Raw genomic sequence first — 25,142 nt, forward strand, 5'->3', positions numbered from 1 at the left:
GGCGCCCAAAAGGCAAAAACGGCGTTTTCCACACGGGAAACGCCGTTTTTGTTTAGTTATCATTGTCCATACCCTGTCACGAGGCAAAAGTCCATGGCCGAAAAAAAAGGCACCTCCAGCGAAAAAACGCTTTATTGCTCGTTCTGCGGCAAGAGCCAGCATGAGGTCAAGAAGCTGATCGCGGGCCCTTCGGTCTTCATCTGCGACGAATGCATCGACCTGTGCAACGAGATCATCCGTGACGAGCTGCCGGCCGGTGAGGAAGCGCGCGACGCGCGCAGCGACCTGCCCACGCCGCTGGAGATCAAGACCAACCTCGACAACTACGTGATCGGCCAGGAGCCGGCCAAGCGCATGCTGTCGGTGGCCGTCTACAACCACTACAAGCGCCTGCGCCACAAGGAAAAGAACACCAAGGGCGACGAGGTCGAGCTCAGCAAGAGCAACATCCTGCTGATTGGCCCCACGGGTTCGGGCAAGACGCTGCTGGCGCAAACGCTCGCGCGCATGCTCGACGTTCCCTTCGTGATGGCCGACGCCACCACGCTGACCGAAGCCGGCTACGTGGGCGAAGACGTCGAGAACATCATCCAGAAGCTGCTGCAAAGCTGCAACTACGAGGTCGAGCGTGCCCAGCGCGGCATCGTCTACATCGACGAAATCGACAAGATCTCGCGCAAGTCCGACAACCCCTCGATCACGCGCGACGTGTCGGGCGAGGGCGTTCAGCAGGCGCTGCTGAAGCTCATCGAAGGCACCATGGCCAGCGTGCCGCCCCAGGGCGGGCGCAAGCACCCGAACCAGGACTTCCTGCAGATCGACACGACCAACATCCTGTTCATCTGCGGCGGCGCCTTTTCGGGCCTCGAGAAGGTCATCGAAAACCGCACCGAGGCCTCGGGTATCGGCTTCGGCGCCGCGGTCAAGAGCAAGGCACAGCGCAGCATCACCGAGGTGTTCCGCGAAGTCGAGCCTGAAGACCTGATCAAGTTCGGCCTGATCCCCGAACTGGTGGGCCGCATGCCTGTGGTTGCCTCGCTGGCCGAGCTGAGCGAAGACGCGCTGGTGCAGATCCTCACCGAGCCCAAGAATGCGGTGGTGAAGCAGTTCACCAAGCTGCTGCAGATGGAGGGCGTGGACCTCGAAATCCGTCCCGCGGCGCTCAAGGCGATCGCACGCAAGGCGCTGGCCCGCAAGACCGGCGCGCGCGGCCTGCGCTCGATCCTTGAACAGTCGCTGATCGACACCATGTTCGAATTGCCGAACGCGACCAATGTCGACAAGGTGGTGGTCGAGGAATCGACCATCGACGAAAACAAGCCCCCGCTGCTCGTGTACCGCGAAACGGCGAAAAAGGCCTAAAGGACAAGGACGCTCATGTCTGGTCATACCCCATTGCCCCCCGAAGCCCTCGACCTGCCGCTGCTGCCGCTGCGCGACGTCGTGGTGTTTCCCCACATGGTGATCCCGCTCTTCGTGGGTCGCCCGAAGAGCATCAAGGCGCTCGAGCTGGCGATGGAAGCCGAGCGCCGCATCATGCTGGTGGCCCAGAAGGCCGCCGCCAAGGACGAGCCCTCGGTCGAGGACATGTTCGAGGTCGGCTGCGTCTCGACCATCCTGCAGATGCTCAAGCTGCCCGACGGCACCGTGAAGGTGCTGGTCGAAGGCCAGCAGCGCGCCCGCGTCAACCGCATCGATGACGGCGAAACCCATTTCTCGGCCAACGTGACGCCCGTCGAGGCGCTCGAAGGCGGCGAGAAGGGTACCGAAGTCGAGGCACTGCGCCGCGCCGTGATGCAGCAGTTCGACCAGTACGTCAAACTGAACAAGAAGATTCCGCCCGAGATCCTGACCTCGATCTCGAGCATCGACGACGCCGGCCGCCTGGCCGACACCATCGCCGCCCACCTGCCGCTCAAGCTCGACAACAAGCAGGCCGTGCTCGACCTCGACGACGTCAAGGCGCGCCTGGAAAACCTGTTCGGCCAGCTCGAGCGCGAAGTCGACATCCTCAACGTCGACAAGAAGATCCGTGGCCGCGTGAAGCGCCAGATGGAGAAGAACCAGCGCGACTTCTATCTCAACGAGCAGGTCAAGGCCATCCAGAAGGAGCTCGGCGAAGGCGAAGAGGGCGCGGACATCGAGGAGATCGAGAAAAAGATCAAGCTCGCCAAGATGTCCAAGGAAGGCCTGAAAAAGGCCGAGGGCGAGCTCAAGAAGCTCAAGCTCATGTCGCCCATGTCGGCCGAAGCCACGGTGGTGCGCAACTACATCGACGTGCTCATCGCCCTGCCGTGGAGCAAGAAGACCAAGATCAAGCACGACCTGGCCAATGCCGAGGCGGTGCTCAATGCCGACCACTACGGCCTCGAGAAGGTCAAGGACCGCATCCTTGAATATCTTGCGGTGCAGCAACGCGTCGACAAGGTGAAGGCACCCATCCTGTGCCTCGTGGGCCCACCGGGTGTCGGCAAGACCTCGCTGGGGCAGTCGATCGCGAAGGCGACCGGCCGCAAGTACACCCGCATGGCGCTGGGCGGCATGCGCGACGAAGCCGAGATCCGCGGCCACCGCCGCACCTACATCGGCGCATTGCCGGGCAAGGTGCTGCAGGGCCTGAGCAAGATCGGCACGCGCAATCCGCTGTTCCTGCTCGACGAGATCGACAAGCTGGGCACCGACTTCCGCGGCGACCCGTCGAGCGCGCTGCTCGAAGTGCTCGACCCGGAGCAGAACCACACCTTCGGCGACCACTACGTGGAAGTCGACTTCGACCTGAGCGACGTGATGTTTGTCGCCACGTCGAACTCGATGAACATTCCGCCGGCGCTGCTGGACCGCATGGAAGTCATCCGCCTCTCGGGTTACACCGAGGACGAGAAGACCAACATCGCGATCAAGTACCTGCTGCCCAAGCAGCTGAAGAACAACGGCGTGAAGGACGACGAACTGGCCGTCACCGAATCCGCTGTGCGCGACATCGTGCGCTACTACACGCGTGAAGCCGGCGTGCGTTCGCTAGAGCGTGAGCTGTCCAAGATCTGCCGCAAGGTGGTGAAGGGCCTGCTGCTCAAGCAACTGACGCCCAAGGTCACGGTCGACGGCGAGAACCTCAACGAGTTCCTTGGCGTGCGCAAGTACAGCTTCGGCCTGGCCGAGAAGCAGAACCAGGTCGGCCAGGTGGTCGGCCTTGCGTGGACCGAGGTCGGCGGCGATCTGCTGACGATCGAGGCGGTCACGATGCCCGGCAAGGGCGTGATCAGCCGCACGGGTTCGCTCGGCGACGTGATGAAGGAATCGGTCGAGGCCGCACGCACCGTGGTGCGCAGCCGCTCGCGCCGCCTGGGCATCAAGGACGAGGTGTTCGAGAAGCGCGACATCCACATCCACGTGCCCGACGGCGCGACGCCCAAGGACGGCCCGAGCGCGGGTGCGGCGATGACGACGGCCTTCGTGTCGGCGCTCACGGGCATCCCGGTGCGTGCCGACGTCGCGATGACCGGCGAGATCACGCTGCGCGGCGAGGTCACGGCCATCGGCGGCCTGAAGGAAAAGCTGCTGGCCGCATTGCGCGGTGGCATCAAGACCGTGCTGATCCCCGAAGAGAACGCCAAGGACCTGCAGGACATTCCCGAGAACGTGAAGAACGGCCTCGAGATCGTGCCGGTGAAGTGGATCGACAAGGTGCTCGAGATCGCACTCGAGAAGATGCCCGAGCCGCTGTCCGACGAAGAGGTGGCCGCATCGGCTGCTGCAGTGGCCGAACTGGCCAAGCAGCGTGCTGGGGCGCCGGCCTCCGAAGGCTCGGTCAAGCATTGATCGATTGATTGCAGAACTTGTGAAGCCTCAAAAAACTGGTATATAATTTGAGGCTCGAAACGCGGGAATAGCTCAGTTGGTAGAGCGCAACCTTGCCAAGGTTGAGGTCGAGAGTTCGAGACTCTTTTCCCGCTCCAGTTTTTGAAAAAGGGAAGCAACCAGCTTCCCTTTTTTTCGCAGTTCGATTTCGTTATTCAGCGTGGCGCGATAGCAAAGCGGTTATGCAACGGATTGCAAATCCGTGTAGCCCGGTTCGACTCCGGGTCGCGCCTCCACTCTCTCATCAAGACCGATCGGCTCCGATACGCAAGCCCCGCCAACCGACGTTGCCGGGGCTTGTTTCATTTGGGTTATCGTCGATGTTCAACCTGTGGCCCGGATGGTGAAATTGGTAGACACATCGGACTTAAAATCCGCCGCTTCCTTGATCGGGGCATACGGGTTCGACCCCCGTTCCGGGTACCACCATATTTACAAGGGAGTATTTGATGCCTCGCTACAACGCTCCATTTGAGATCCATGTGCATGGCGATGTGCCGCTGCGCTCGGACGCGAGCTTCGAGCAAATCCAGGAGGCGCTGAAGCCGCTCTGGAAATACGCGGGCGCCAAATCGCTGGCCGACGGTGCCACCAGCACCTACGAAGAAGAACCCGGCATCCGCTTCGAGCAAAAGGACCACACGCTGCAGATCTGCTGGACCGTGCCGGGCGACGAAGACTTCCGCCAGGCGCTCGACGAGATGTGCATGGCCCTGAACGAACTCTCCGAACGCGGCGCCGCGATCGAAGTCACCTTCTACGACACCGATTTCGACGAAGAAGAGGGTGACCCCGACGAAGAGTCGCGCGACGACTTCCTGATGCTGTTCGTGGGCCCCAACCCGGCCGCGATCATGCAGGTGCAACGCGACCTGCTGGTCGAAGACGTGGTCAACCTCATGGAACGCCACTTCGACGGCGCCGAGCTGGGCGGCGTGGTCTCCGAAATCGATCGCCTCTTCAGCGACCGTTTCGACGCACTCGTGAACTCGCTCGAAATCGGCAAGCGTCCGCGCGGTGCCGGTGGCGCTGGCGGCGGCAGCGGTGGTGGTGGTCACGGCGGTGGCCGTCGTCCGCGCCACCTGCACTGATCCTCTAGGTTTCTCGCCCGGTCCCAAGGCCGCATGGCCCTGTTCCCAGCCTCCGCATTGCGCCCCGGCGTGCGCAAGCGCGAGGTGTTCGGCTGGGCGATGTACGACTTCGCGAACTCGGGCTATACCACGGTCGTGATCACGGCGGTGTTCGCCGCCTACTTCGTCGGCGGCATCGCCAAGGGCGCGCCATGGGCCACCTTCGCGTGGACCGCGGCCCTCAGCACCTCGTATGCCATCGTGATGCTCACGATGCCCGCCATCGGCGCCTGGGCCGACCTGCACGGCGCCAAGAAGCGCGTGCTGGTCATGACGACCACAGGCTGCGTGCTCGCCACCGCGGCGCTCGCGCTCACGCCGGGTTTCGCGGGCGGCGCGATGGGCGTTGCGCTCGCGATGGCGCTGGTCATCGTTTCCAACGCTTTCTATTCGTACGGCGAGTCGCTGACGGGCGCCTTCCTGCCCGAGCTGGCGACGGCCGAAGGCATGGGCAAGGTGAGCGGCTGGGGTTGGGCCTTCGGTTATGTCGGCGGCATGCTGGCGCTGGGGCTGTGCCTGGCCTACGTGCTGTGGTCGCAGGCGCGCGGGCTGCCGGCGGCGCACTTCGTGCCGGTCACGATGCTGATCACGGCGGCGATCTACGGCACTGCCGCCTGCGCGACCTTCGCGCTGCTGCCTGAGCGCGCCTTACCGCAGTCGAGCCGCGGCCAAGGCAGCGCCTGGAAGCAGCTGCGCGCCACGTTCCAGCAGGCCCGCGCCTACCGCGACTTCATGTGGCTGCTGGTCTGCACCGTCTGCTACCAGGGCGGTGTGGCGGTCGCGATCACGCTGGCGGCGATCTACGCGGAGCAGGTGATCGGCTTCGTCGCGAGCGAGACGATGGTGCTGATCTTCGTGCTCAACCTCGCGGCCGCGCTTGGCGCCTTCGCCTTCGGCTACGTGCAGGACCGTATCGGCCACAAGGTGTCGCTGGCCGCGACGCTGCTTGCATGGATCGCGGTGTGCGTGATTGCCGCATGGGTCACGACCAAGGGCGGCTTCTGGTGGGCCGCCGCCATCGCGGGGCTGGCGATGGGTTCGAGCCAATCCGCCGGGCGCGCGATGACGGGCTACCTTGCGCCGCCGCAGCAGCTTGCCGAGTTCTTCGGGCTCTGGACCTTCGCCACGCGCCTGGCCAGCATCATCGGCCCGCTGAGCTTCGGTGCCATCACCTGGGCCACCGGCGGCAACCAGCGCATCGCGATCCTCTCGACCGCGGTGCTGTTCATCGGCGGGCTGTTGCTGCTGCTGCCGATCGACATGCAGCGCGGCCGCAAGGCCGCACTGCAGGTTCGCTAGTCGTCAGCGACGCTCAGGGCAGCTTGTCGCCGAACAGGCTGTCGCGCGTGAGCGGGTAGCCGGCTTCCGGCGCGTAGCGCTGGACCCAGTTGGCCGGATTTTTCACGCGTGCTGCGAAGGCCGCCAGGTCCGAGCGATCGAGCGAGCCGGTGTAGATCGTGTTGGTCTGGTTGAGCGGATCGACCGTGAAACTGAACGCCGTGCCCGCCGTCGTGAGCGCATCGGGAATTGTGCCCGCGGCGCCGCCGAGCGTGATGCTCGCGAGGTAGTTGCCGACCGCGGTGATCTTGCCCGCCTTGCCTTCGCCGACGCCCTCGATGGTGCCGCCCGCGATCGCGTAGACCGTCTCCGACTTGCCGATACCGCCCGGCGAGCCGAGCGTGTAGCCGATGTCCGCGATCGGGCTGCCCACGACGTCGGTCTGGATCGTGACGATGGTGCCGGCCGGCAGATTCTGGTTCGCGGTCCAGAAGAAGGCGGTTTCGTTCGTGAGGTCGGTGAACTCGGCCGCGTCCTTCTTGCGGTCGCGGTCGGTGAACAGCACCTGCGTGCCGCCGTTCACCGCCTTGAGCAGCACGAACGCATAGGCGTCGGGCGCCTCGGCGTTGGCGGCCATGAAGAGCAGGTCACCGGCTGCCAGCGGCGTGGGCACGCCGGCCGTCGTGAAGCCCAGCGTCGTCGTGTCGTTGATGCCTGCGAAGGCATTGCCGGCTGCGTCGGTGATGGCGTTGGCATCGACCGTGACGTAATAGCCGGCGTTCATCGCGAGCTTGGCCGTGGGCACCAGCGTCAGCACGTTGAACGCCACCTGCACGCGCGCGGCGGGGCTGTTGGCGTGGAAGGTTTCGACCACCGCACCGTCGGCCGCATGCAGCACGATGCGCCCGGACCCGAGGCGCACGGCTTCGTTGAACGACAGGATGACCGAGGTGTCGAGGTTGACGCCCACACGGCCGCCCGGCGGCGATGCCTTCTTCAGCTTCGGCGCGGCCGTGTCGACCCACGGGGCGCCCAGGCGCACGACGAAGCCGTCGAACTTCTGTTCGGCGGCAGGCAGGTCCTTCGAGGCGGTCTTGCCGTCCCACTTCGTGTCGCCGTTGTCCAGCAGCAGCTGCACCTGCGTGCCGGCCTTCACCGGGCCCGGCACTTCGACGATGGATTCGAAGCTGCCGCCCGTTTCCTTGCGCAGCGCGTCAAGGTCGTTCGACAGTTCGACCGGTGCGCTGTTCGGGTTGCCGTTCCAGGCGAACAGCGCGAAGTTGCGGTCCACCTCCGGTACCGCGGCGCCCGCCGGTCCCGCGACGATCAGGTAGTTGCCGTCCGTGCCCTTGTCGATCGAGCGGATGCCCCGGCCTCCCAGCTCCAGTTCGATGGGTGCGCCGAAGACGGCTTGCGTGGCGGTGCCGGCCATCAGCGCGGCGTGGTTCTGCAGCGGCACGATCAGCGCCTTGGCGCGCACCGAGGCGCCGGTCTGCGGCGCGCGGAAGCCCAGCCACAGGGCGGTGTCGCCCGGCGCGCTGGTCATGCCTTCGATCGAGAAGCCGTCGATGCGCTCCGGCACGATGCCGGCGGCGGCCGACACGGCAAAGCCGAAGTGGTCAGTGCCGAGTCCGTGGGCGTTGTCCTTGTCCCACGCGATGAGTTGCGCTTCGAGCAGCGAGAACTGGCCCACGTAGTCGAACGTGGTGGCGGCGCCCGTGCCGCTGACCTTCACTGCGAAGAGGTGCGAACGGTCAGCCGCCGCGTCGCCGCCGTCCTTTTTGTTGCTGTTGGAGCCGGTGAAGTACAGCGTGTCGCCGATGCGCGTACCGGCTTCGAGGTCGAGTTCCTTGGCGAGCTTGGGGCCTTTGTCCTTGTAGCTCCATTCGTTCACCGCCGCGCCGCCGGCGCGCGGGTACACGCGCAGCACGTTCGATTCGTCGTCCGCTACGAGCATGAAGTCGCCGGGCAGGGCGATGGCGGTCGATGCGTCGGACGAGCCTTCGGTGCTGCCGGCGTTGGGTGTGAACTGCGCCTTCGAGACGAGTTGGTCGGCCTCGGGTTGAGCCGCGACAGGCGGCGTGGTCGGCGGCGAGTTGGCCGTGGGCGGAAAGAAACCGTTGAAACCGCCGTCACTGCCGCCGCCGCAGGCCGCGAGCAACAACGAGAGGGCGCCGGCGAGCAGCATGGGTTGGAAGGGAATGCGGGACGGGTTGGAAAGCGAACTCATGGTGCGTGGCCGTTCTTGGGAACAAACCGCGCATGCTGTTACTTTCGTATGACGGGTCCGTGAAAGACCCGCCGGATTCAGGTGCGCATCAGGGCGCCTGCTGCAGCGACTTCGGCACCTTGTAGCGCTCGCCGTCATGGCGCAGCGTCACGGTGCTGAACTTCGCGGGCAGCGCTTTCTCGACGCAACCCTGGTCTTCCTGTTCCTGCGCGCGGCTTTGCACCAGCGTGCGCGACAGCTGCAGGTCGGCGAAGCCGTTGCTCGTCGTGCGCGCGACCGACAGCATGGTGCGCAGCTTCTCGAAGTGGCCGGTGCAGGTGGCGTCCCAGCCGCCGTTGTCGTGGTCGAGCTCGACCTCCTGCAGCACCTGCTGCAGCTTGTTGCCACGCTGCACGTACAGGCGCACGGTCTCGCTGGCCTGCGGGCCCGAGGTCGGGCTGTTGCCGCGGTAGCGCACACGCAGGCCGAAGGCGCGCGTGTCGGACGACAGCACGTAGCGCGAGGTGTCGACGCGGATTTCCTGGATCGCGGTGGTGGCGTCTTCGTCGAGCGCCTCGGGCAGGAAGATCCGCCCGATCACCGTGTCGCGGTCGGTGTTGCCGTTGTCGGGCCGCTGGATCAGCAGCAGCGCCAGGTCGAAGACCTTGGCGCCCTTGTCCGTGGTCTCGCGCGGCATGGGCAGCACGACGATGCTGCGGCCGGGAAACGCCGGCCAGACCTTGCAGGCGGCAAGCCGCTCGTCGAGCGGTTGCTTGGGATAGAGCTTGGCATGCATGCGCTCGGCCAGCCCGCTTTCGCAGGCGGCGTGGCTCAGGCTGACGGTGGCCCCGAGGCCCAGCAGGAGCAGTGCATGACGCAGAAAGGAGAGGAGACGCATTGCCAGTCGTGAGGTCAGGCGGCGTTCGCTGCAGGCACTGCGGCAATTTGCGTGCGCGTGGGGAGCCAACGCGTGGCGGCGGCTTCGAGCACCGCGAGGTTGCCGCTGCTCTCGAGCACCAGCCCGCCTTCGCTGCCACCGTCGGCCAGCCGGCCGAGCGACGTCAGCACGCGACGGGTCTGCTGTGCGACCGGCGCGCCGGTGTCGATGAAGCGCAGCGTCGACGGTGCGTGGCGCTGCAGTTCGTCTTTCACGAGCGGGTAGTGCGTGCAGCCGAGTACCACGGTGTCGACCTGGCCCGGGTCATCGCCGAAGGGCCCGGCCTCCGCCATGTAACGCGCGCACAGCGCGGCGATGGTGGCGCTGTCGAAGCCTTCAATGGCCTTCACGAGGCCGTCGCACGGCACGGGCCGCACGGTCGCCGTAGCAGCGAAGGAATCGCGCAGCGCCGCGTACCGGGCGCTGGCGAGCGTGCCGCGTGTGGCCAGCACCGCGATGTGGCCCGTGCGGCTCGTCGCTACCGCGGGCTTGAGCGCCGGCTCCAGGCCCACGATGGGCAGGGCGGGGAATTCGGCGCGCAGCACGTGGATCGCCGCCGTGGTGGCCGTGTTGCAGGCCACCACGAGCGCCTTGATGCCGTGCGCGCGCAGCAGGTGTTCGACCACCTGGCGCGAGTGCGCGATGACGTAGGCGTCGCCGCGCTCGCCGTACGGCGCGTTCGCGGTGTCGGCGAAGTAGACGAAGCGTTCGGTCGGCAGCTCGGCCTGCAGCGCGGCGAGCGTGCTCAGCCCCCCGACGCCGCTGTCGAACACGCCGACCGGGTTCAAGCGACTTCCAGCGGAATGGTCTTGAACTCGCCGCTGGCGATGCGCTTCTGCCACTCGGCCGGGCCGGTGATGTGCGCGCTGGTGCCGCCGGCATCGACCGCCACGGTCACGGGCATGTCGACCACGTCGAATTCGTAGATCGCTTCCATGCCCAGGTCCGCAAAGCCCACGACCTTGGCGGTCTTGATGGCCTTGCTCACGAGGTAGGCGGCGCCGCCCACGGCCATGAGGTAGGCGCTCTTGTGCTTCTTGATCGCCTCGATGGCGACCGGGCCGCGCTCGGCCTTGCCGATCATGGCGATCAGGCCGGTTTCGGCCAGCATCATCTCGGTGAAGCCGTCCATGCGCGTGGCGGTGGTCGGGCCGGCGGGGCCCACGGCTTCGTTGCCGACCGGGTCGACCGGGCCGACGTAGTAGATGACGCGGTTGGTGAAGTCGACCGGCAGCTTCTCGCCCTTGGCCAGCATGTCCTGGATGCGCTTGTGCGCGGCATCGCGGCCGGTGAGCATCTTGCCGTTCAGCAGGATCGTGTCGCCCGGCTTCCAGCTGGCCACTTCGGCGGGCGTGAGCTTGTTCAGGTCGACGCGCTTGCTCTTCTTTTCGTCGGGTGCCCAGTTCACGTCGGGCCACAGGTCGAGCGACGGCGGATCGAGGTACACCGGGCCGCTGCCGTCCATCACGAAGTGCGCGTGGCGCGTGGCCGCGCAGTTGGGGATCATCGCCACGGGCTTGCTGGCCGCGTGCGTCGGGTACATCTTGATCTTGACGTCGAGCACGGTGGCCAGGCCGCCCAGGCCCTGCGCGCCGATGCCCAGGGCATTGACCTTCTCGAACAGCTCCAGGCGCAGCGCCTCGACCTTGCTCAGCTCGGCGCCCGAGGCGGCCTTGGCCTGCAGCTCGTGCATGTCCAGGTCGTCCATCAGGCTTTCCTTGGCCATCAGCGCGGCCTTCTCGGCGGTGCCGCCGATGCCGATGCCCAGCATGCCCGGCGGGCACCAGCCGGCGCCCATGGTCGGCACGGTCTTGAGCACCCAGTCGACCACGCTGTCGCCGGGGTTCAGCATGACCAGCTTGCTCTTGTTCTCGCTGCCGCCGCCCTTGGCGGCCACCGTCACCTCGACGGTGTTGCCGGGCACGATCTCGGTGAAGATCACCGCGGGCGTGTTGTCCTTGGTGTTCTTGCGATCGAACTGCGGGTCGCCCACGACCGAGGCGCGCAGCGTGTTGTCGGGGTGGTTGTAGCCGCGGCGCACGCCTTCGTTGATGGCGTCGTCCAGCGAACCGGTGAAGCCGCCCCAGCGCACGTCCATGCCCACCTTGAGGAACACGTTGACGATGCCGGTGTCCTGGCAGATCGGGCGGTGGCCCGTGGCGCTCATCTTGCTGTTGGTCAGGATCTGCGCAATGGCGTCCTTGGCGGCGGGGCTCTGCTCGCGCTCGTAGGCCTTGGCCAAGTGGGCAATGTAGTCCGCGGGGTGGTAGTAGCTGATGTACTGGAGCGCGGCGCTGATCGATTCGATCAGGTCGGCCTGCTGGATCGTGGTCGTCATGGTGGGGAGTCTTATTGGAGGGGGAACGCCCTCGATTATCTCAGCCACCAATACCGCAGGCCGGCGCCGGGCGAAAGGGCGCCGGCGCGGGTGTGAGTCGGTGTTACCTGGCGGCGGCGCGCGCCTCGGCAATCCACCCATCGAAGGTCGCCTGGTGCACGCGAATCCACCCGTCGGCGTGGCGCGTCACGTCCTGCATGCTGTTCGCGCCTTCGCTCATGCGCAGGTTCTGCGCGTTGATGTCGGCGATCGGCAGCTTCATCACCTCGAACAGGCGGCCGGCAGCGGGGTTCTTCTCGATGAAGGCCCGGTTGGCGACGATGCGCTGCTGGTTGGCCAGGAAGCCGTAGTTGCGGCCATTCGACAGCCGCGTGTTCCCCGGCTCGCCGGCCTGCGGCGGCGAGAACGGCACCTGCAGCCAGACCACGTCAGCGCCCGGACGCAGCACGGCGCTGACCCAGTACGGCGTCCAGGTGTAGTAAAGGATTGGCTTGTCCTGCTTGAAGCGCGCGATGGTGTCGGCCATGAGCGCGGCGTAGCTGCCCTGCTTGTGGGTCACGCTGTCGCGCAGCTGGTAGGCGCTCAGGTGGCCCTCGATGGCCAGCTCGCAGCCCCAGCCGGGGTTGCAGCCGGTGAGGTCGGCCTTGCCGTCGCCGTCGGCATCGAACAGCTTGGCGATGGCCGGGTCTTTCAGCTGCGCGAGGTTGGTGATGTTGTATTGCTCGGCGGTCTTGCGATCGATCAGGTAGCCCTGCACCGCGCCGTCGGAGTACACGCCCTGGTGCCACAGCTTGGCATCGCCGCCGCTGTTCTTGTAGAAGTCGGCGTGCAGCAGGCTCCAGTGGTTGGCCATGAAGGTGGCGTCGCCATTGGCAATGGCCAGGTGCTCGGTAGCAGGCTCCAGGTCTTTCATGGGCTCGACTTTGTAGCCGAGCTTCTCGAGCGCGCGCATCACCAGCAGCGTCTGGAACGCTTCCTCGGCGAGCGAGCTTTTCAGCGGCTGCACGGTGACGCCCTGGCCGGGCAGATCATTGGCGGCCTGTGCGGTCGCACCGAAGGCGACGAAGCCCAGCGCCAGGAGGCTGCGGGCGAAGAAGAAACGGGTGGTCTTCATGCGTGGATGTCCTCCGTGACGGTCAGTGCGCTTGCGTGGAAAGGGCGGGCACGGCGTCGTTCGCGTGCTGGCCGCGCGAGGGCGTGCCGACAAGGCGCTGCAGCGTGCGCAGCGCGAGGCCGGCCGGGCCCGTGTACCACCAGCGGTGGCCGGCGCTGCGGCGCGACTTGCCCATGGCCTGCGTCAGGCGGTCCAGCGTGATCGCCAGCAGCACGATGCCCAGGCCACCGACGGTGGCCAGGCCCATGTCGAGCCGGCCGATGCCGCGCAGCACCATCTGGCCGAGGCCACCCACGGCGATCATCGAGGCGATCACCACCATCGACAGCGACAGCATCAGCGCCTGGTTGATGCCCGCCATGATCGAGGGCATGGCCAGCGGCAGCTTCACCTTCAGCAGCATCTGCCAGGGCGAGGCGCCGTAGGCGCGTGCGGCCTCGATGAGGTCGGGACGCACCTGGCGCAGGCCGAGGTTGGTCAGGCGCACCAGCGGGGCGAGCGCGAAGACGATGGTCACGATCACGCCCGGGACGTTGCCGATGCCGAACAGCATCACCACGGGTACGAGGTAGACGAAGGCCGGTGTGGTCTGCATCGCGTCGAGCACCGGGCGCATCACGCGCTGGGCCCGGTCGTTGCTGGCCAGCAGCACGCCCAGCGGCAGGCCGATGACCATGCAGAACACCAGCGAGGTCAGCACCAGCGACAGCGTGACCATGGCTTCAGGCCAGATGCCGAGCATGGTCACCAGCATCAGCGACACGACGGTGCCGATGGCCAGCGCGCGGCCGGCGAACTGCCAGGCGAGCAGGCCGATGAGCGCAATCATCGGCAGCGCGGGCAGGGCGGTGAGCAGGCTTTGCACCGAGTTGAGCGTGCTGTCGATGGGCAGGCGCACGGTCTGGAAGAAGGGGCGGAAATGCTCCACCACCCAGCCCAGGCCCTGGTTGATCCAGGCCTCGACGGGCAGCGAGCCGTCCCACAGGCGGTGCAGTGCGAAGCCGCTGGTGGCGGTGTCGGCCTGCCCGGCGACGGCGTGCGCGGCGTTCGCCGGCGCGTCGAGCCAGGCGCTGGCGGTCGAGGTGTCAGGCGCGGCAGAGATCGCTTCCCACGGGTCGAGGGCGGCGGCGGGCGCGGCGGGCGTGTCCAAAACGGGTGCGTCCAGCAGGGGCGCGTTCAGGTCGGAAGGCAATGTGGTGTCGTTCATCGTTCAAGGTCCTTCGTGAATTCAGTGCGGCTCGGCGGCGAGTGCGGGGGCGGCGTGCGGCGAGACGGGTTCGATCGGCGGCGTGTCGCGGTCGAGGAACTTGAGCAGCGTCGTCTTGCTGATCGCACCGCAGAAGCGGCCGTCGCCGGCCACCACCGGCAGGGCGCACGGCGCCTGCGCGAGCTGGCCGATCAGGCCAGCCACGGGGGCTTCGGCGTCGATGCGCGGCAGTTCGTCGAGGAAGGCGTGGTGCAGCCCGAGCGGGCCCGAATGCCCGTCGAGCGCGCCGCGCAGCGTGTCGGCCGACACCACGCCCAGGAAGCGCTTGGTCGGGCTGGTCACGTAGGCGAAGTCACGGTCCTGGTCTTCGAGCAGCTTGAGCGCCGCGTGCGCGCCGCGCTCCGGGTGCTCGCACACCACGGTGAGCGATTTGCGCGCGATGTCGGCCGCCTTGAACACCGCCGCCGCGTCCACGCCGCGCACGAAGCTGCGCACGTAGTCGTCGGCCGGCCTGCGCAAAATCTCGTCAGGCGTGCCGACCTGGATCACGTGGCCGTCCTTCATGATCGCGATGCGATCGCCGATGCGCATGGCTTCGTCCAGGTCGTGCGAGATGAAGACGATGGTGCGGCGCTGCACCTGCTGCAGCCGCAGCAGTTCCGATTGCATCTCGGTGCGGATGATCGGGTCGAGCGCCGAAAAGGCCTCGTCCATCAGCAGGATCGACGGGTCAGACGCCAGCGCGCGCGCCAGGCCCACACGCTGCTGCATGCCGCCCGAGAGCTCGTCGGGGTAGCTGTCGCCCCAGCCCGAAAGGCCCACCTGCGCGAGCGCCAGGTCGGCCTGCGCGAGGCGGTCTTTCTTGCGCGTGCCCGACAGCTCCAGGCCGAAGGCGGTGTTCTCGCGCACCGTCATGTGCGGCATCAGCGCGAACGACTGGAACACCATGCTGATGTCCTTGCGGCGCAGCGCGCGCAGCTTGCTGTCGGAGTGCTCGTTGATGTCGGCGCCATCGATCACGATGCGCCCGGCGGTCGGCTCGATCAGCCGGTTGAGCAGCCGCACCAACGTCGACTTGCCGGAGCCCGACAGGCCCATGATCACGAAGATCTCGCCGGCCTGGATCTCGAAGGTGGCGTCGAACACGCCGATCGACTGGCCGGTTTGCGCCAGGATTTCCTTCTTGGAAAAACCTTGGCGGACCAGTTCAAGCGCTTGTTCGGGCGAATCGCCGAACACCTTGAAGACATGGTCGATGAGAATTCCTTTGGCCATATGCCGGGGCTCCTTGAGTGAAGGGTGGACACAGCACCGCCCCGAAGGACGGCAACGGCCACGCCATCAGCCCGATGAGGGAGCTGCCCGACAGCGCGCATGAAGATTGCGCATGCGCATGCAATGGCCCGGCGAGCCCCGAGGGCTGCCGACAGGCACTGAAAACGACGTGGCGACGAAGCCAGTGCCCGCCGGATGCTTCATTCGCAGACAACGGGCCTGGTCGAGGGGCGCCGCCTGGATGAGCGTGACGTGGCAATGGGGCCGGAAAAAGATCCGGCCGGTTTGCCGGGCTGGGCCCGGCGTGAAGGGCCTTGCACCGCGACGGGATTCACAGATCCGCGAGTAGCGCAAGGGTGACCAACATGACTTGTTGGTCGTCGGAAGCCCATGATTATAACTTTTTGGCATGACGCGAGTCAACCCGGGGGCGTATCGTGTCTGTGGGACGGGGGCGAATGGCCTCGTCAGATGCGAGCCATTCTTATTGAGCCGATACTCGGCACCGCGTCCGGTGAGCGGGCGCAACCATCCAAGACTGCGGAGCCATTTTTCTCATGACGACTTCTCCCAAGACCCGTGCCGAGCGCGACACCTTCGGCCCGATCGACGTGCCGGCCGACAAGCTGTGGGGCGCGCAAACGCAGCGCTCGCTGCAGAACTTCGACATCTCCGGCGAGCAGCAGCCGCGGGAGATCATCAAGGCGCTGGCGCAGGTCAAGCGCGCATCGGCCGTGCTCAATCACGCGCTGGGCCTGCAGGACGAAAAGAAGACCCAGGCCATCGTGGCCGCGGCCGACGAGGTCATTGCCGGCAAGCACCCGGGCGAGTTCCCGCTCGTGGTCTGGCAGACCGGCTCGGGCACGCAGAGCAACATGAACGTCAACGAGGTGCTGGCCAACCGCGCGAGCGAAATCCTCGGCGGCGAGCGTGGGGAAGGGCGCCTGGTGCACCCGAACGACGACGTGAACCGCAGCCAGTCGAGCAACGACGTGTTCCCGACCGCCATGCACGTGGCGGCCGTCGAGGCCATCACGCACAAGCTGCTGCCCGCCATCGCCAAGCTCCGCGGCACGCTGGCCAAGAAGGCCGAAGACTTCGCCGACATCGTGAAGATCGGCCGCACCCACCTGCAGGACGCCACGCCGCTCACGCTGGGCCAGGAGTTCTCGGGCTACGTGGCGCAGCTGGCGCACGGCGAGGCGCATGTGCGCGCCGCGCTGCCGCACCTGTGCGAACTGGCGCTGGGCGGCACGGCCGTCGGCACCGGGCTCAATGCGCCCAGGGGTTATGCGGAGCAGGTCGCGGCCGAACTGGCGAGGCTCACGAGCCTGCCGTTCGTCACCGCGCCGAACAAGTTCGAAGCCATGGCCAGCGTCGATGCGCTGGTGCATGCCCACGGCGCGCTGAAGACGCTCGCCGCCAGCATGAACAAGATCGCCAACGACGTGCGCTGGCTCGCGAGCGGCCCGCGCAGCGGCATCGGCGAGCTGAGCATTCCCGAGAACGAACCCGGCTCGTCGATCATGCCGGGCAAGGTCAACCCGACCCAGAGCGAAGCCGTCACGATGCTGGCAGCGCAGGTGTTCGGCAACGACGTGGCCATCAACATCGGCGGCGCTTCGGGCAACTTCGAACTGAACGTGTTCCGCCCGATGGTGGCGCACAACTTCCTGCAGAGTGTGCGCCTGCTGGCCGACGGCATGGTGAGCTTCAACGACCACTGCGCCGTGGGCATCGAACCGAACCGCGAGCGCATCACGGAACTGGTGCAGCGCTCGCTGATGCTGGTGACGGCGCTGAACACGCACATCGGCTACGACAAGTCGGCCTATATCGCGAAGAAGGCGCACAAGGAAGGCACGAGCCTGCGCGAAGCGGCGATTGCATCGGGGCATCTCACCGCCGAGCAGTTCGACCAATGGGTGGTGCCGGAGAACATGACGGGCCGTTGAGTCGGATCAGCCCATGAAAAAAGGACCCGCGAGGGTCCTTTTTCGTTGGCGCTTGATCGATCGATCAGTAGCCGATCGTGTAGCGCTGGCGCGAATGCGCCGGCTTTTCCAGCTCGTCGATGAACGCGATCGCGTAGTCCTCGAACGTGATCCAGCTGCGGCCTTCGGCGCTCACCAGCAGGTCGTCGGTGCCGAGGCGGAACTTGCCCGTGCGCTCGCCGTCGACGAACTCGGCGGAGGGCGACAGGAAGGTCCAGTCGAGGTCCTTCTCGTTGCGCAATGCGTCCAGGAACACGCCGCCGGCCGTGGCTTCGGCGCGGTAGGCATCGGGGAAGTTCGGCGTGTCGATCACCTTCAGGCCGGGTGCCGCAAACAGGCTGCCGGCGCCGCCGACCACCAGCAGGCGCTTCACGCCTGCACGCTTGACCGGCTCGATGACGGCCGCGGGCGGCACGGTGGCGAAGTGCGCGGCGCTGAACACGGCGTCATGGCCGGCCACGGCCTTTTCGAGGGCGGCGGCGTCGAGCGCGTCGACATCCACGGCCTTCACGTTGGCACGGCCCGACAGCTTTTCGCTGGCCTTGCGCGCGATGGCAGTGACGGTGTGGCCGCGGCGCAGCGCTTCTTCGAGAAGGCGGCTGCCGGCACGTCCGGTGGCTCCGATGATGGCGATGTGGCTCATGAGGGACTCCAGTCAAAAGGTTGGGAAGGGGATGAACCTCATCTTAGGTTTCTGGTTTCGAAAGAAATACCTCGAATTCCGCGCTTCTTTATTCCTAAAATCGTTCGAATGGACCGATTGAATGCAATGCGGGTGTTCGTCACCGTCGTGGATGCGGGCAGCCTTTCGGCCGCGGCCGACAAGCTCGACATGTCGCGCCCGGTGGTCACGCGCTACGTGGCCGAGCTGGAGCAATGGACCGGCGCACGCCTGCTGCACCGCACGACGCGCCGCCTCAGCCTCACGGCGGCGGGCGAAGAGCTGCTGCCACGCTGCCGCCAGGTGCTGGAACTCGCGGGCGACATGCAGGCGGCGGTGCGTCATCCGGCGGAGGCGCCGAGCGGACAGCTGCGCATCACCGCCAGCACCTCGTTCGCGCAGGCGCAGCTGGCCCGCGCGGTGGCCGACTACGTGCGGCGGTATCCGGGCGTGGCGGTCGACCTGGTGCTGCTCGATCGCGCGGTGAACCTGGTGGACGAGCGCATCGACCTCGCGATCCGCGTGTCAGCCGAGATCGATCCGAACCTCATTGCGCGTCGGCTGTCGGTGTGCCGCTCGGTGGTCTGCGCAACGCCCGATTACCTGAAGGCGCACGGCCAGCCGCAGCGCGTAGAAGAGCTGGCGCAGCGCAACTGCCTCACGCATTCGTATTTCGGCCGCAGCCTCTGGAACTTCACGCGCAAGGCCGACGGCCTGCCGGTTTCGGTGGCGGTGGCCGGCAACCTGTCGACCAACGACGCGGCCAGCCTGATGGCGCTGGCGCAGGCCGGGGCGGGCATCGCGATGCTGCCCACCTATCTGACGTCGGGGTTGCTGCAGTCGGGCGAGCTGGTGTCGCTCTTTCCCGATCACGAGCCGCAGGTGCTGGGGGTGTACGCGGTGTACGCCTCGCGCAAGCACATGCCGTCTGCGCTGCGCACCTTGCTCGATTTTCTGGCCGAGCGCTTCACCGAAGTGCCGGCCTGGGACACGCCTTCTTAGTGACGCGGGTTGGCGGCGGCCGCCTCGTTCATCAGCTTGTCGGTGTAGGCGATGGCCATGGCCGAGAACAGGAACGCGATGTGGATCACGGTCTGCGCGATCAGCACCTTGTCGGTGTAGTTGTCCGCGTTGATGAAGGTCTTGAGCAGGTGGATCGAGCTGATGCCGATGATGGCGGTGGCCAGCTTCACCTTGAGCACCGAGGCGTTCACGTGGCTCAGCCACTCGGGCTGGTCCTGGTGGCCTTCGAGGTCCATGCGGCTCACGAAGGTCTCGTAGCCGCCCACGATCACCATGATCAGCAGGTTGGAGATCATCACCACGTCGATCAGCGCCAGCACCACCAGCATGATCACCGTCTCGTTGAGCGCGCCGACGGGGGCGGTGGTCTTGTAGCCGATGCTCGCGATGAGGGCCTGCAGCGCGTCCTTGTTGCCGAAGGCGGCTTCGACCAGGTGCAGCAGCTCGACCAGGAAGTGCACCACGTACACGCCCTGGGCCACGATCAGCCCCAGGTACAGCGGCAGCTGCAGCCAGCGGCTCGCGAAGATGAGCCGGGGCAGGGGCTTCAGCGGGGAACTGCGCGCTGGTACGGGCGCGTTCCGGGCGTCGAAAGGATCGGGGGCGGACATGAAGTAAGAAGACAGATGTAAAAAGTCGGGCGATTTTAGGGGTCTCCCAGTGACGCACTCGTGATAACCCTGCGAACTAACATCGACCCCGTCAGTGGCCCGTAAGTGCGTGCCCCGACATTACGGCCGCATTCAATCAGGAGACAAGAGCATGAGCAGCGCATCGAAGAACATTGAATCCGTCCTCGTCGAGAACCGCGTGTTCCCGCCCGACGCCCGCGCCACCGAAGGCGCCCGCATTGCCAGCATGGCCGCCTATGAAGCGTTGTGCAAGGAAGCCGAACAGGACTTCGAAGGCTTCTGGACCCGGCTGGCCAAGGACAACCTCCAGTGGACGAAGCCGTTCACCCGCACCCTCGACGAATCGAAGGCCCCGTTCTACGAATGGTTCGGTGACGGCGAGCTCAATGCCAGCGCCAACTGCCTGGACAAGCACATCGGCACCCCCGTCGAGAACAAGATCGCGATCGTCTTCGAAGCCGACGACGGCGCCGTCACCCGCGTCACCTACAAGGAGCTGCTGGCCCGCGTGAGCCAGTTCGCCAACGCGCTCACGGCGCAGGGCATCCAGAAGGGCGACCGCGTCATCATCTACATGCCGATGACCATCGAAGGCGTGGTCGCCATGCAGGCCTGCGCGCGCATCGGCGCCACCCACAGCGTGGTGTTCGGCGGCTTCTCGGCCAAGGCGCTGCAGGAACGCATCATCGACGCGGGCGCCGTGGCCGTCATCACCGCCAACTACCAGCTGCGCGGCGGCAAGGAACTGCCGCTGAAGGCCATCGTGGACGACGGCATTGCGCTGGGCGGCTGCGACACGCTCAAGACCGTGCTCGTGTACGAGCGCACGCCCACCGCGTGGAACCGTGTGGAGGGCCGCGACAAGACCTTCACCGAAGCGCAGGCAGGGCAGAGCACCGAGTGCGCGCCGGTGCCGGTCAATGCCGAGCACCCGCTGTTCATCCTCTACACCTCGGGCTCCACTGGCAAGCCCAAGGGTGTGCAGCACGCCACCGGCGGCTACCTGCTGTGGGCCAAGCTCACGATGGACTGGACTTTCGACATCCGCCCCGAAGACCTGTTCTGGTGCACCGCCGACATCGGCTGGATCACCGGCCACACCTACGTCGCCTACGGCCCGCTCGCGGCCGGCGCCACGCAGGTCGTGTTCGAAGGCATCCCGACCTTCCCGCACGCGGGCCGCTTCTGGGAAATGATCGAGAAGCACAAGGTCTCGATCTTCTACACCGCGCCCACCGCCATCCGCTCGCTCATCAAGGCGGCCGAAGGCGACGAGAAGGTGCACCCGAAGAACTGGGACCTGACCAGCCTGCGCATCCTCGGTTCGGTCGGCGAGCCGATCAACCCGGAAGCGTGGATGTGGTACCACCGGAACATCGGCGGCGAGCGCTGCCCGATCGTCGACACCTTCTGGCAGACCGAAACGGGTGGCCACGTCATCACGCCGCTGCCGGGCGCCACGCCGCTGGTGCCGGGCTCGTGCACCTTGCCGCTGCCGGGCATCATGGCCGCGATCGTCGACGAGACGGGCAAAGACCTGCCCAACGGCGCGGGCGGCATGCTGGTCATCAAGCGGCCCTGGCCTTCGATGATCCGCACGATCTGGAACGACCCCGAGCGTTTCAAGAAGAGCTACTTCCCCGAAGAGATGGGCGGCACGATCTACCTGGCCGGCGACGGCGCGGTGCGCAGTGCCGACCGCGGCTACTTCCGCATCACGGGCCGCATCGACGACGTGCTGAATGTGTCGGGCCACCGCCTGGGCACGATGGAAATCGAATCGGCGCTGGTTTCTAAAACCGATCTCGTGGCCGAGGCCGCGGTGGTGGGCCGCCCCGACGACGTGACCGGCGAGGCCGTGTGCGCCTTCGTCGTGCTCAAGCGCTCGCGCCCGACCGGTGAAGAGGCCAAGCAGATCGCCAACGAACTGCGCGCCTGGGTCGCGAAGGAAATCGGCCCCATCGCCAAGCCCAAGGACATCCGCTTCGGCGACAACCTGCCCAAGACGCGCAGCGGCAAGATCATGCGGCGTTTGCTGCGCAGCATCGCGAAGGGCGAGGCGATCACGCAGGACACGTCGACACTCGAGAACCCAGCGATCCTCGACCAGTTGTCGGAAACGAACTGACCGCAAACGCGGCCGTCGCCTACCGATTCGGAACAGTTGTCACGAACTGGCTGTAGAGAGGTGTAGGACACGGCCGTTTGTGCGGCCGTGTGCACCAAAGCGGGCTCCTTGCTGAGGTAAAACCGATGTCGTCACCGCGCGCCATGACAGGCGCGCGGCTTTTGTCATCGTGACCGGCTGTTTGCAAGGAGGCGCCACATGGGCGTGAGATCCGCTTTTCTTTTTGTCATCGTGCTGCTCATCGCGGGGCTTGCCGCGCTGAACTGGGGCACGCTGTCGGCCCCCACCGACGTGTGGCTCGGCTTCATGAGCGTGTCGGCGCCGCTGGGGCTGATCATGCTGGGGCTCACGGCCGTGCTCGCGGCCTTCTTCCTCGTGTACGTGCTGTACCTGCACAGCTCGGTGCTGCTGGAGACCAAGCGCCACACGAAGGAAATGCAGACCCAGCGCGACCTCGCCGACAAGGCGGAGGCCTCGCGCTTCACCGAGCTGCGCAACTTCCTGGAAGCGCAGGAGAAGCAGCACATGTCGCACAACGCCGACCGGCATACCGCGCTGCTGGCGCGGATGGAGCAGCTGGAACGCGCGGTCAAGGCGCGTTCGGACCAGACCGACAACACGGTGGCCGCGCACATCGGGCAGCTCGAGGACCGCATCGAGCGCCGTCCGGTGCCCAGCGACATCAACCCGAGCATCTGACCGGGCGCGCCGCGCGCTTCGTTTCTCTGCTGATTACTTCGTCGACAACACCCAGGCCGCGAGCTTCTTCGCATCGGCTTCGCTGACCTGGTTGTTGGCCGGCATCGGCACCGGGCCCCACACGCCCGAGCCGCCCTTGATGATCTTGGTGGCCAGCGTGTTGGCTGCGCCCTTGTCGTCCTTGTACTTGGCCGCGATGTCCTTGAACGACGGCCCGAGCACCTTGCGTTCGACCGCGTGGCAGCTCATGCAGTTCTTCGACGTGGCGAGGGCCAGGTCGGCAAAGGCGGGCGCCGCGAGGCCGAGGCCCAGGGCTGCCATCAACATCGTTCTTTTCATGGGGACTGTTTTCGTAAGGGCTGAGTTACATTCGATCCAACGCGATTGTAGGTAGCGCGGTGCACACGCACTGGCGGCGATACCGACCAACTCGGAGGGTATTCGCGATGTGGTTTCTGCTCTTGGGCCTGCTTGGCATAGCCCTCAAATATTTCGAAGTGGGCATGGTCGCCGGCTGGAGCTGGTGGATCGTGCTGAGCCCGTTCGCGCTGGCCCTGGCATGGTGGGCCTGGGCCGATTCGTCGGGCTACACCAAGCGCAAGGTCATCGAGCGCGAAGAGCGTCGCAAGCAGGCGCGCATCGACCGCCAGAAGACCAACATGGGCCTTCGCACCAGCAACGGGCAACAGCGCCCGCGCCGCTGACCACGCGGCCTCGTCACCTGCGCCGCATGCCAACCCCGGACGCGCGCCATGGACGACGAAGCCGCCACCCACGCCTTGCTCGTTTTCGGGCTGTCGCTGCTGGTCGGACCGGCGGTCGGCGCGCTGGTCGGGCGTTTCAAGACCTTCTTCTGGGGCGCCGGCATTGGTGCACTGCTGATCGGCTGCGCCGGTCTGTACGGCGCGGTCACGGTGGGCTGGCAGCGCTACCAGTCGATCGCGGGCACAGCCTCTACGCAAGGCAGCCTGGTCGAGTTCGTGGAAGAGCGCAGCAAGGACAGCAAGGGCTACGTCACCACCACGCGTGCGCCCGTCGTCGAATACACCGCCGCCGACGGGCAGAAGCGCCGAGTCAAAGGGCTCGGTGGCAGCCTGTCGGACAAGGAGTGGGGCGATGCGGTCGAGGTGCGCTACAGCACCGCTGACCCCGCCCAGGCCCTGGTGGCCGACTTCCAGAACATGTGGGGCATTGTCTGGGGGCTCGGCCTCTTCGGCGGCTTTCCGACGATGTTCGGTCTGTTCTTCACCGGCCTGGCGCTCAAGGAAGGCCGCAAGGGCCAACCGGCACCGGTGCGCGAGCCGACACCCCTGCAGAAGAGATGGCGCACGCGTGGCACGGTGCTGGCGAACGTGGTGTTCCTCGCCGGCTTTGCGCTGGTGTTTCTCTATCCCGATGCGAGCGCGATGAAGCAGTTCGGCGTGGGTTTCTTGACCATCGGCGCGGGGGCGCTGCTGCACTTCGTCGTGCAGAGCTTTCCCCCGGCAATGGATTTCGAAGCCCGGGCCATCTTTGCGATCGTCGGCCTGGGCTTCATGGCCTTCGGCTACGGCGCGTGGATGATGGGCTGAGTCCGTTTCAGAACTTGTCGAGCACCGCGCCCGAGCTCGCGCTCGAGGCGTTGAACGCGAACTTGGCCTGCACGCCACGCGTGTAGCGCGGAGCAGGGGCCTTCCAGCCTTCGCGGCGCTTGGCGATCTCGGCTTCGGGCACGTTCAGTTCAAGCACCAGCTTGTGCGCGTCGATGGTGATCGAATCGCCTTCGTTCACGAACGCAATGGTGCCGCCCGCCGCCGCTTCCGGTGCGACGTGGCCGACCACCATGCCCCAGGTGCCGCCCGAGAAGCGGCCGTCGGTGATGAGGCCGACGCTTTCGCCCAGGCCCGCGCCGATCAGCGCGCCGGTGGGGGCCAGCATTTCCGGCATGCCCGGGCCGCCCTTGGGGCCGAGGTAGCGCAGCACCATCACGTCGCCGGCGACGATCTTGCCGGCCAGGATGGCCTGCAGCGCCGATTGCTCGTCGTCGAACACGCGGGCCGGGCCGGTGATGACGGGGTTCTTCAGGCCGGTGATCTTGGCGACCGCGCCTTCGGGCGACAGGTTGCCCTTCAGGATGGCCAGGTGGCCTTCGTCGTACATCGGCTTGTCGATCGGGCGGATCACGTCCTGGTCGGCGCGCGGCACGTCGGGCACGTCCTTCAGCACTTCTTCGATGGTCTGGCCGCTGATGGTGATGCAGTCGCCATGCAGCAGGCCGGCCTTCAGCAGCACCTTCATGACCTGCGGAATGCCGCCGGCCTGGTGCAGGTCGACCGCGAGGTACTTGCCCGAGGGCTTCAGGTCGCACAGCACCGGCACCTTCTTGCGCATGCGCTCGAAGTCGTCGATGGTCCACTCGACCTCGGCCGCGTGCGCGATGGCCAGGAAGTGCAGCACCGCGTTGGTCGAGCCGCCGGTGGCCATGATGACGGCCACGGCGTTCTCGATGGCCTTCTTGGTCACGATGTCGCGCGGCTTCAGGTCTTTCTTGATCGCCTCGATCAGCACCTTGGCCGATTCCTTGGCCGAGTTGGCCTTTTCGTCGTGCGGGTTCGCCATGGTCGACGAGTAGGGCAGCGAGATGCCGAGCGCTTCGAACGCGCTGGACATGGTGTTGGCC

The 25,142-nt window shown here is 66.3% G+C and carries 21 protein-coding genes and 3 tRNA genes; 13 read left to right on the forward strand and 11 right to left on the reverse strand.

Annotated elements, in window-relative coordinates; genetic code table 11:
- Window positions 1-93 precede the first annotated feature (93 nt).
- From clpX to AAG801_RS10450, 7 genes are all read left to right on the forward strand, one after another.
- Window positions 94-1,362 carry an ATP-dependent Clp protease ATP-binding subunit ClpX gene (clpX, locus tag AAG801_RS10420; protein ID WP_099796720.1) on the forward strand — a complete coding sequence of 423 codons (1,269 nt, stop codon included), beginning with the start codon at window positions 94-96 and terminating at the stop codon, window positions 1,360-1,362.
- A gap of 15 nt (window positions 1,363-1,377) precedes the next feature.
- On the forward strand, window positions 1,378-3,819 hold the full coding sequence (gene lon / locus AAG801_RS10425; protein ID WP_101492931.1) for an endopeptidase La: 2,442 nt from the start codon (window positions 1,378-1,380) through the stop codon (window positions 3,817-3,819).
- A gap of 61 nt (window positions 3,820-3,880) precedes the next feature.
- Window positions 3,881-3,956: transfer RNA gene (locus tag AAG801_RS10430), tRNA-Gly, on the forward strand.
- 64 nt (window positions 3,957-4,020) lie between these two features.
- A tRNA-Cys gene (locus AAG801_RS10435) sits at window positions 4,021-4,094 on the forward strand.
- Between the two features lie 98 nt (window positions 4,095-4,192).
- A tRNA-Leu gene (locus tag AAG801_RS10440) sits at window positions 4,193-4,284 on the forward strand.
- Window positions 4,285-4,307: 23 nt separating this feature from the next.
- A complete protein-coding gene (locus AAG801_RS10445; protein WP_101492932.1) occupies window positions 4,308-4,949 on the forward strand; it encodes a DUF6806 family protein in 642 nt (213 codons plus the stop codon).
- Between the two features lie 33 nt (window positions 4,950-4,982).
- Window positions 4,983-6,287, forward strand: a complete 1,305-nt coding sequence (locus AAG801_RS10450; protein ID WP_341888317.1) for an MFS transporter — start codon at window positions 4,983-4,985, stop codon at window positions 6,285-6,287.
- Window positions 6,288-6,300: 13 nt separating this feature from the next.
- On the opposite strand, the gene AAG801_RS10455 is transcribed toward AAG801_RS10450, so the two are convergent.
- The 7 genes from AAG801_RS10455 to proV form a co-directional block, all read right to left on the reverse strand.
- Complete coding sequence (locus AAG801_RS10455) at window positions 6,301-8,496, reverse strand: Ig-like domain-containing protein (protein WP_341888318.1); 2,196 nt, start codon at window positions 8,494-8,496, stop codon at window positions 6,301-6,303.
- A gap of 88 nt (window positions 8,497-8,584) precedes the next feature.
- On the reverse strand, window positions 8,585-9,373 hold the full coding sequence (locus tag AAG801_RS10460; protein ID WP_341888319.1) for a hypothetical protein: 789 nt from the start codon (window positions 9,371-9,373) through the stop codon (window positions 8,585-8,587).
- A gap of 14 nt (window positions 9,374-9,387) precedes the next feature.
- Complete coding sequence (murI, locus tag AAG801_RS10465) at window positions 9,388-10,200, reverse strand: glutamate racemase (RefSeq protein WP_341888320.1); 813 nt, start codon at window positions 10,198-10,200, stop codon at window positions 9,388-9,390.
- Window positions 10,197-11,750: a fumarate hydratase gene (locus AAG801_RS10470; RefSeq protein WP_341888321.1), complete on the reverse strand. Its 1,554-nt coding sequence runs from the start codon at window positions 11,748-11,750 to the stop codon at window positions 10,197-10,199. Before AAG801_RS10470 ends, murI begins: the two co-directional genes overlap by 4 nt.
- Before the next feature lie 103 nt (window positions 11,751-11,853).
- Window positions 11,854-12,864: a glycine betaine/L-proline ABC transporter substrate-binding protein ProX gene (gene proX / locus AAG801_RS10475; RefSeq protein ID WP_341888322.1), complete on the reverse strand. Its 1,011-nt coding sequence runs from the start codon at window positions 12,862-12,864 to the stop codon at window positions 11,854-11,856.
- Between the two features lie 22 nt (window positions 12,865-12,886).
- A complete protein-coding gene (proW, locus tag AAG801_RS10480; protein WP_341888323.1) occupies window positions 12,887-14,071 on the reverse strand; it encodes a glycine betaine/L-proline ABC transporter permease ProW in 1,185 nt (394 codons plus the stop codon).
- A 21-nt stretch (window positions 14,072-14,092) separates the two neighbouring features.
- On the reverse strand, window positions 14,093-15,346 hold the full coding sequence (gene proV / locus AAG801_RS10485) for a glycine betaine/L-proline ABC transporter ATP-binding protein ProV (RefSeq protein ID WP_099796730.1): 1,254 nt from the start codon (window positions 15,344-15,346) through the stop codon (window positions 14,093-14,095).
- Between the two features lie 557 nt (window positions 15,347-15,903).
- Here proV and fumC point away from each other — a divergent pair.
- Window positions 15,904-17,301, forward strand: a complete 1,398-nt coding sequence (gene fumC / locus AAG801_RS10490; protein ID WP_341888324.1) for a class II fumarate hydratase — start codon at window positions 15,904-15,906, stop codon at window positions 17,299-17,301.
- Between the two features lie 64 nt (window positions 17,302-17,365).
- On the opposite strand, the gene AAG801_RS10495 is transcribed toward fumC, so the two are convergent.
- Window positions 17,366-17,983: an NAD(P)-dependent oxidoreductase gene (locus AAG801_RS10495; RefSeq protein WP_341888325.1), complete on the reverse strand. Its 618-nt coding sequence runs from the start codon at window positions 17,981-17,983 to the stop codon at window positions 17,366-17,368.
- Window positions 17,984-18,091: 108 nt separating this feature from the next.
- Here AAG801_RS10495 and AAG801_RS10500 point away from each other — a divergent pair, with 108 nt between their 5' ends.
- A complete protein-coding gene (locus tag AAG801_RS10500) occupies window positions 18,092-19,003 on the forward strand; it encodes a LysR family transcriptional regulator (RefSeq protein ID WP_341888326.1) in 912 nt (303 codons plus the stop codon).
- Here the strand turns inward: AAG801_RS10500 and AAG801_RS10505 are convergent.
- Entirely contained in the window at window positions 19,000-19,635 is a 636-nt protein-coding gene (locus AAG801_RS10505) for a YqhA family protein (protein WP_192196523.1), read from the reverse strand. The genes AAG801_RS10500 and AAG801_RS10505 overlap by 4 nt on opposite strands.
- A 151-nt stretch (window positions 19,636-19,786) precedes the next feature.
- Between AAG801_RS10505 and acs the strand changes: the two genes are divergently transcribed.
- Both acs and AAG801_RS10515 read left to right on the forward strand, forming a co-directional pair.
- Window positions 19,787-21,784: an acetate--CoA ligase gene (gene acs, locus AAG801_RS10510; protein WP_341888327.1), complete on the forward strand. Its 1,998-nt coding sequence runs from the start codon at window positions 19,787-19,789 to the stop codon at window positions 21,782-21,784.
- A gap of 198 nt (window positions 21,785-21,982) precedes the next feature.
- The gene (locus tag AAG801_RS10515; RefSeq protein WP_101492946.1) at window positions 21,983-22,483 is read left to right on the forward strand and encodes a Signal transduction histidine kinase; all 501 of its coding nucleotides are present in this window, start codon (window positions 21,983-21,985) and stop codon (window positions 22,481-22,483) included.
- Between the two features lie 33 nt (window positions 22,484-22,516).
- On the opposite strand, the gene AAG801_RS10520 is transcribed toward AAG801_RS10515, so the two are convergent.
- Window positions 22,517-22,822: a c-type cytochrome gene (locus AAG801_RS10520; RefSeq protein WP_062482639.1), complete on the reverse strand. Its 306-nt coding sequence runs from the start codon at window positions 22,820-22,822 to the stop codon at window positions 22,517-22,519.
- A gap of 107 nt (window positions 22,823-22,929) precedes the next feature.
- Here AAG801_RS10520 and AAG801_RS10525 point away from each other — a divergent pair, with 107 nt between their 5' ends.
- Both AAG801_RS10525 and AAG801_RS10530 read left to right on the forward strand, forming a co-directional pair.
- Window positions 22,930-23,187 (forward strand): TIGR04438 family Trp-rich protein, encoded by a 258-nt coding sequence (locus AAG801_RS10525; protein WP_101492947.1) that lies wholly within the window; start codon window positions 22,930-22,932, stop codon window positions 23,185-23,187.
- 48 nt (window positions 23,188-23,235) lie between these two features.
- Entirely contained in the window at window positions 23,236-24,054 is an 819-nt protein-coding gene (locus tag AAG801_RS10530; RefSeq protein ID WP_341888328.1) for a DUF3592 domain-containing protein, read from the forward strand.
- Between the two features lie 7 nt (window positions 24,055-24,061).
- Here AAG801_RS10530 and AAG801_RS10535 read toward each other — a convergent pair.
- On the reverse strand, window positions 24,062-25,142 hold a 1,081-nt coding region (locus tag AAG801_RS10535), incomplete at its 5' end, for a dihydroxy-acid dehydratase (protein WP_341888329.1).

The organism is Variovorax sp. YR752 (assembly GCF_943372545.1).

Bases quoted from the DNA above. Each gene is read 5' to 3' on its own strand.
- lon (WP_101492931.1), top strand. From the start codon at position 1,378: ATGTCTGGTCATACCCCATTGCCCCCCGAAGCCCTCGACCTGCCGCTG.
- AAG801_RS10450 (WP_341888317.1), top strand. From the start codon at position 4,983: ATGGCCCTGTTCCCAGCCTCCGCATTGCGCCCCGGCGTGCGCAAGCGC.
- AAG801_RS10495 (WP_341888325.1), bottom strand. From the start codon at position 17,983: ATGAGCCACATCGCCATCATCGGAGCCACCGGACGTGCCGGCAGCCGC.
- AAG801_RS10505 (WP_192196523.1), bottom strand. From the start codon at position 19,635: ATGTCCGCCCCCGATCCTTTCGACGCCCGGAACGCGCCCGTACCAGCG.
- AAG801_RS10470 (WP_341888321.1), bottom strand. From the start codon at position 11,750: ATGACGACCACGATCCAGCAGGCCGACCTGATCGAATCGATCAGCGCC.
- AAG801_RS10530 (WP_341888328.1), top strand. From the start codon at position 23,236: ATGGACGACGAAGCCGCCACCCACGCCTTGCTCGTTTTCGGGCTGTCG.
- AAG801_RS10515 (WP_101492946.1), top strand. From the start codon at position 21,983: ATGGGCGTGAGATCCGCTTTTCTTTTTGTCATCGTGCTGCTCATCGCG.
- acs (WP_341888327.1), top strand. From the start codon at position 19,787: ATGAGCAGCGCATCGAAGAACATTGAATCCGTCCTCGTCGAGAACCGC.
- AAG801_RS10460 (WP_341888319.1), bottom strand. From the start codon at position 9,373: ATGCGTCTCCTCTCCTTTCTGCGTCATGCACTGCTCCTGCTGGGCCTC.
- AAG801_RS10455 (WP_341888318.1), bottom strand. From the start codon at position 8,496: ATGAGTTCGCTTTCCAACCCGTCCCGCATTCCCTTCCAACCCATGCTG.
- clpX (WP_099796720.1), top strand. From the start codon at position 94: ATGGCCGAAAAAAAAGGCACCTCCAGCGAAAAAACGCTTTATTGCTCG.
- proX (WP_341888322.1), bottom strand. From the start codon at position 12,864: ATGAAGACCACCCGTTTCTTCTTCGCCCGCAGCCTCCTGGCGCTGGGC.
- AAG801_RS10445 (WP_101492932.1), top strand. From the start codon at position 4,308: ATGCCTCGCTACAACGCTCCATTTGAGATCCATGTGCATGGCGATGTG.
- proV (WP_099796730.1), bottom strand. From the start codon at position 15,346: ATGGCCAAAGGAATTCTCATCGACCATGTCTTCAAGGTGTTCGGCGAT.
- AAG801_RS10525 (WP_101492947.1), top strand. From the start codon at position 22,930: ATGTGGTTTCTGCTCTTGGGCCTGCTTGGCATAGCCCTCAAATATTTC.
- fumC (WP_341888324.1), top strand. From the start codon at position 15,904: ATGACGACTTCTCCCAAGACCCGTGCCGAGCGCGACACCTTCGGCCCG.
- AAG801_RS10520 (WP_062482639.1), bottom strand. From the start codon at position 22,822: ATGAAAAGAACGATGTTGATGGCAGCCCTGGGCCTCGGCCTCGCGGCG.
- proW (WP_341888323.1), bottom strand. From the start codon at position 14,071: ATGAACGACACCACATTGCCTTCCGACCTGAACGCGCCCCTGCTGGAC.
- AAG801_RS10500 (WP_341888326.1), top strand. From the start codon at position 18,092: ATGGACCGATTGAATGCAATGCGGGTGTTCGTCACCGTCGTGGATGCG.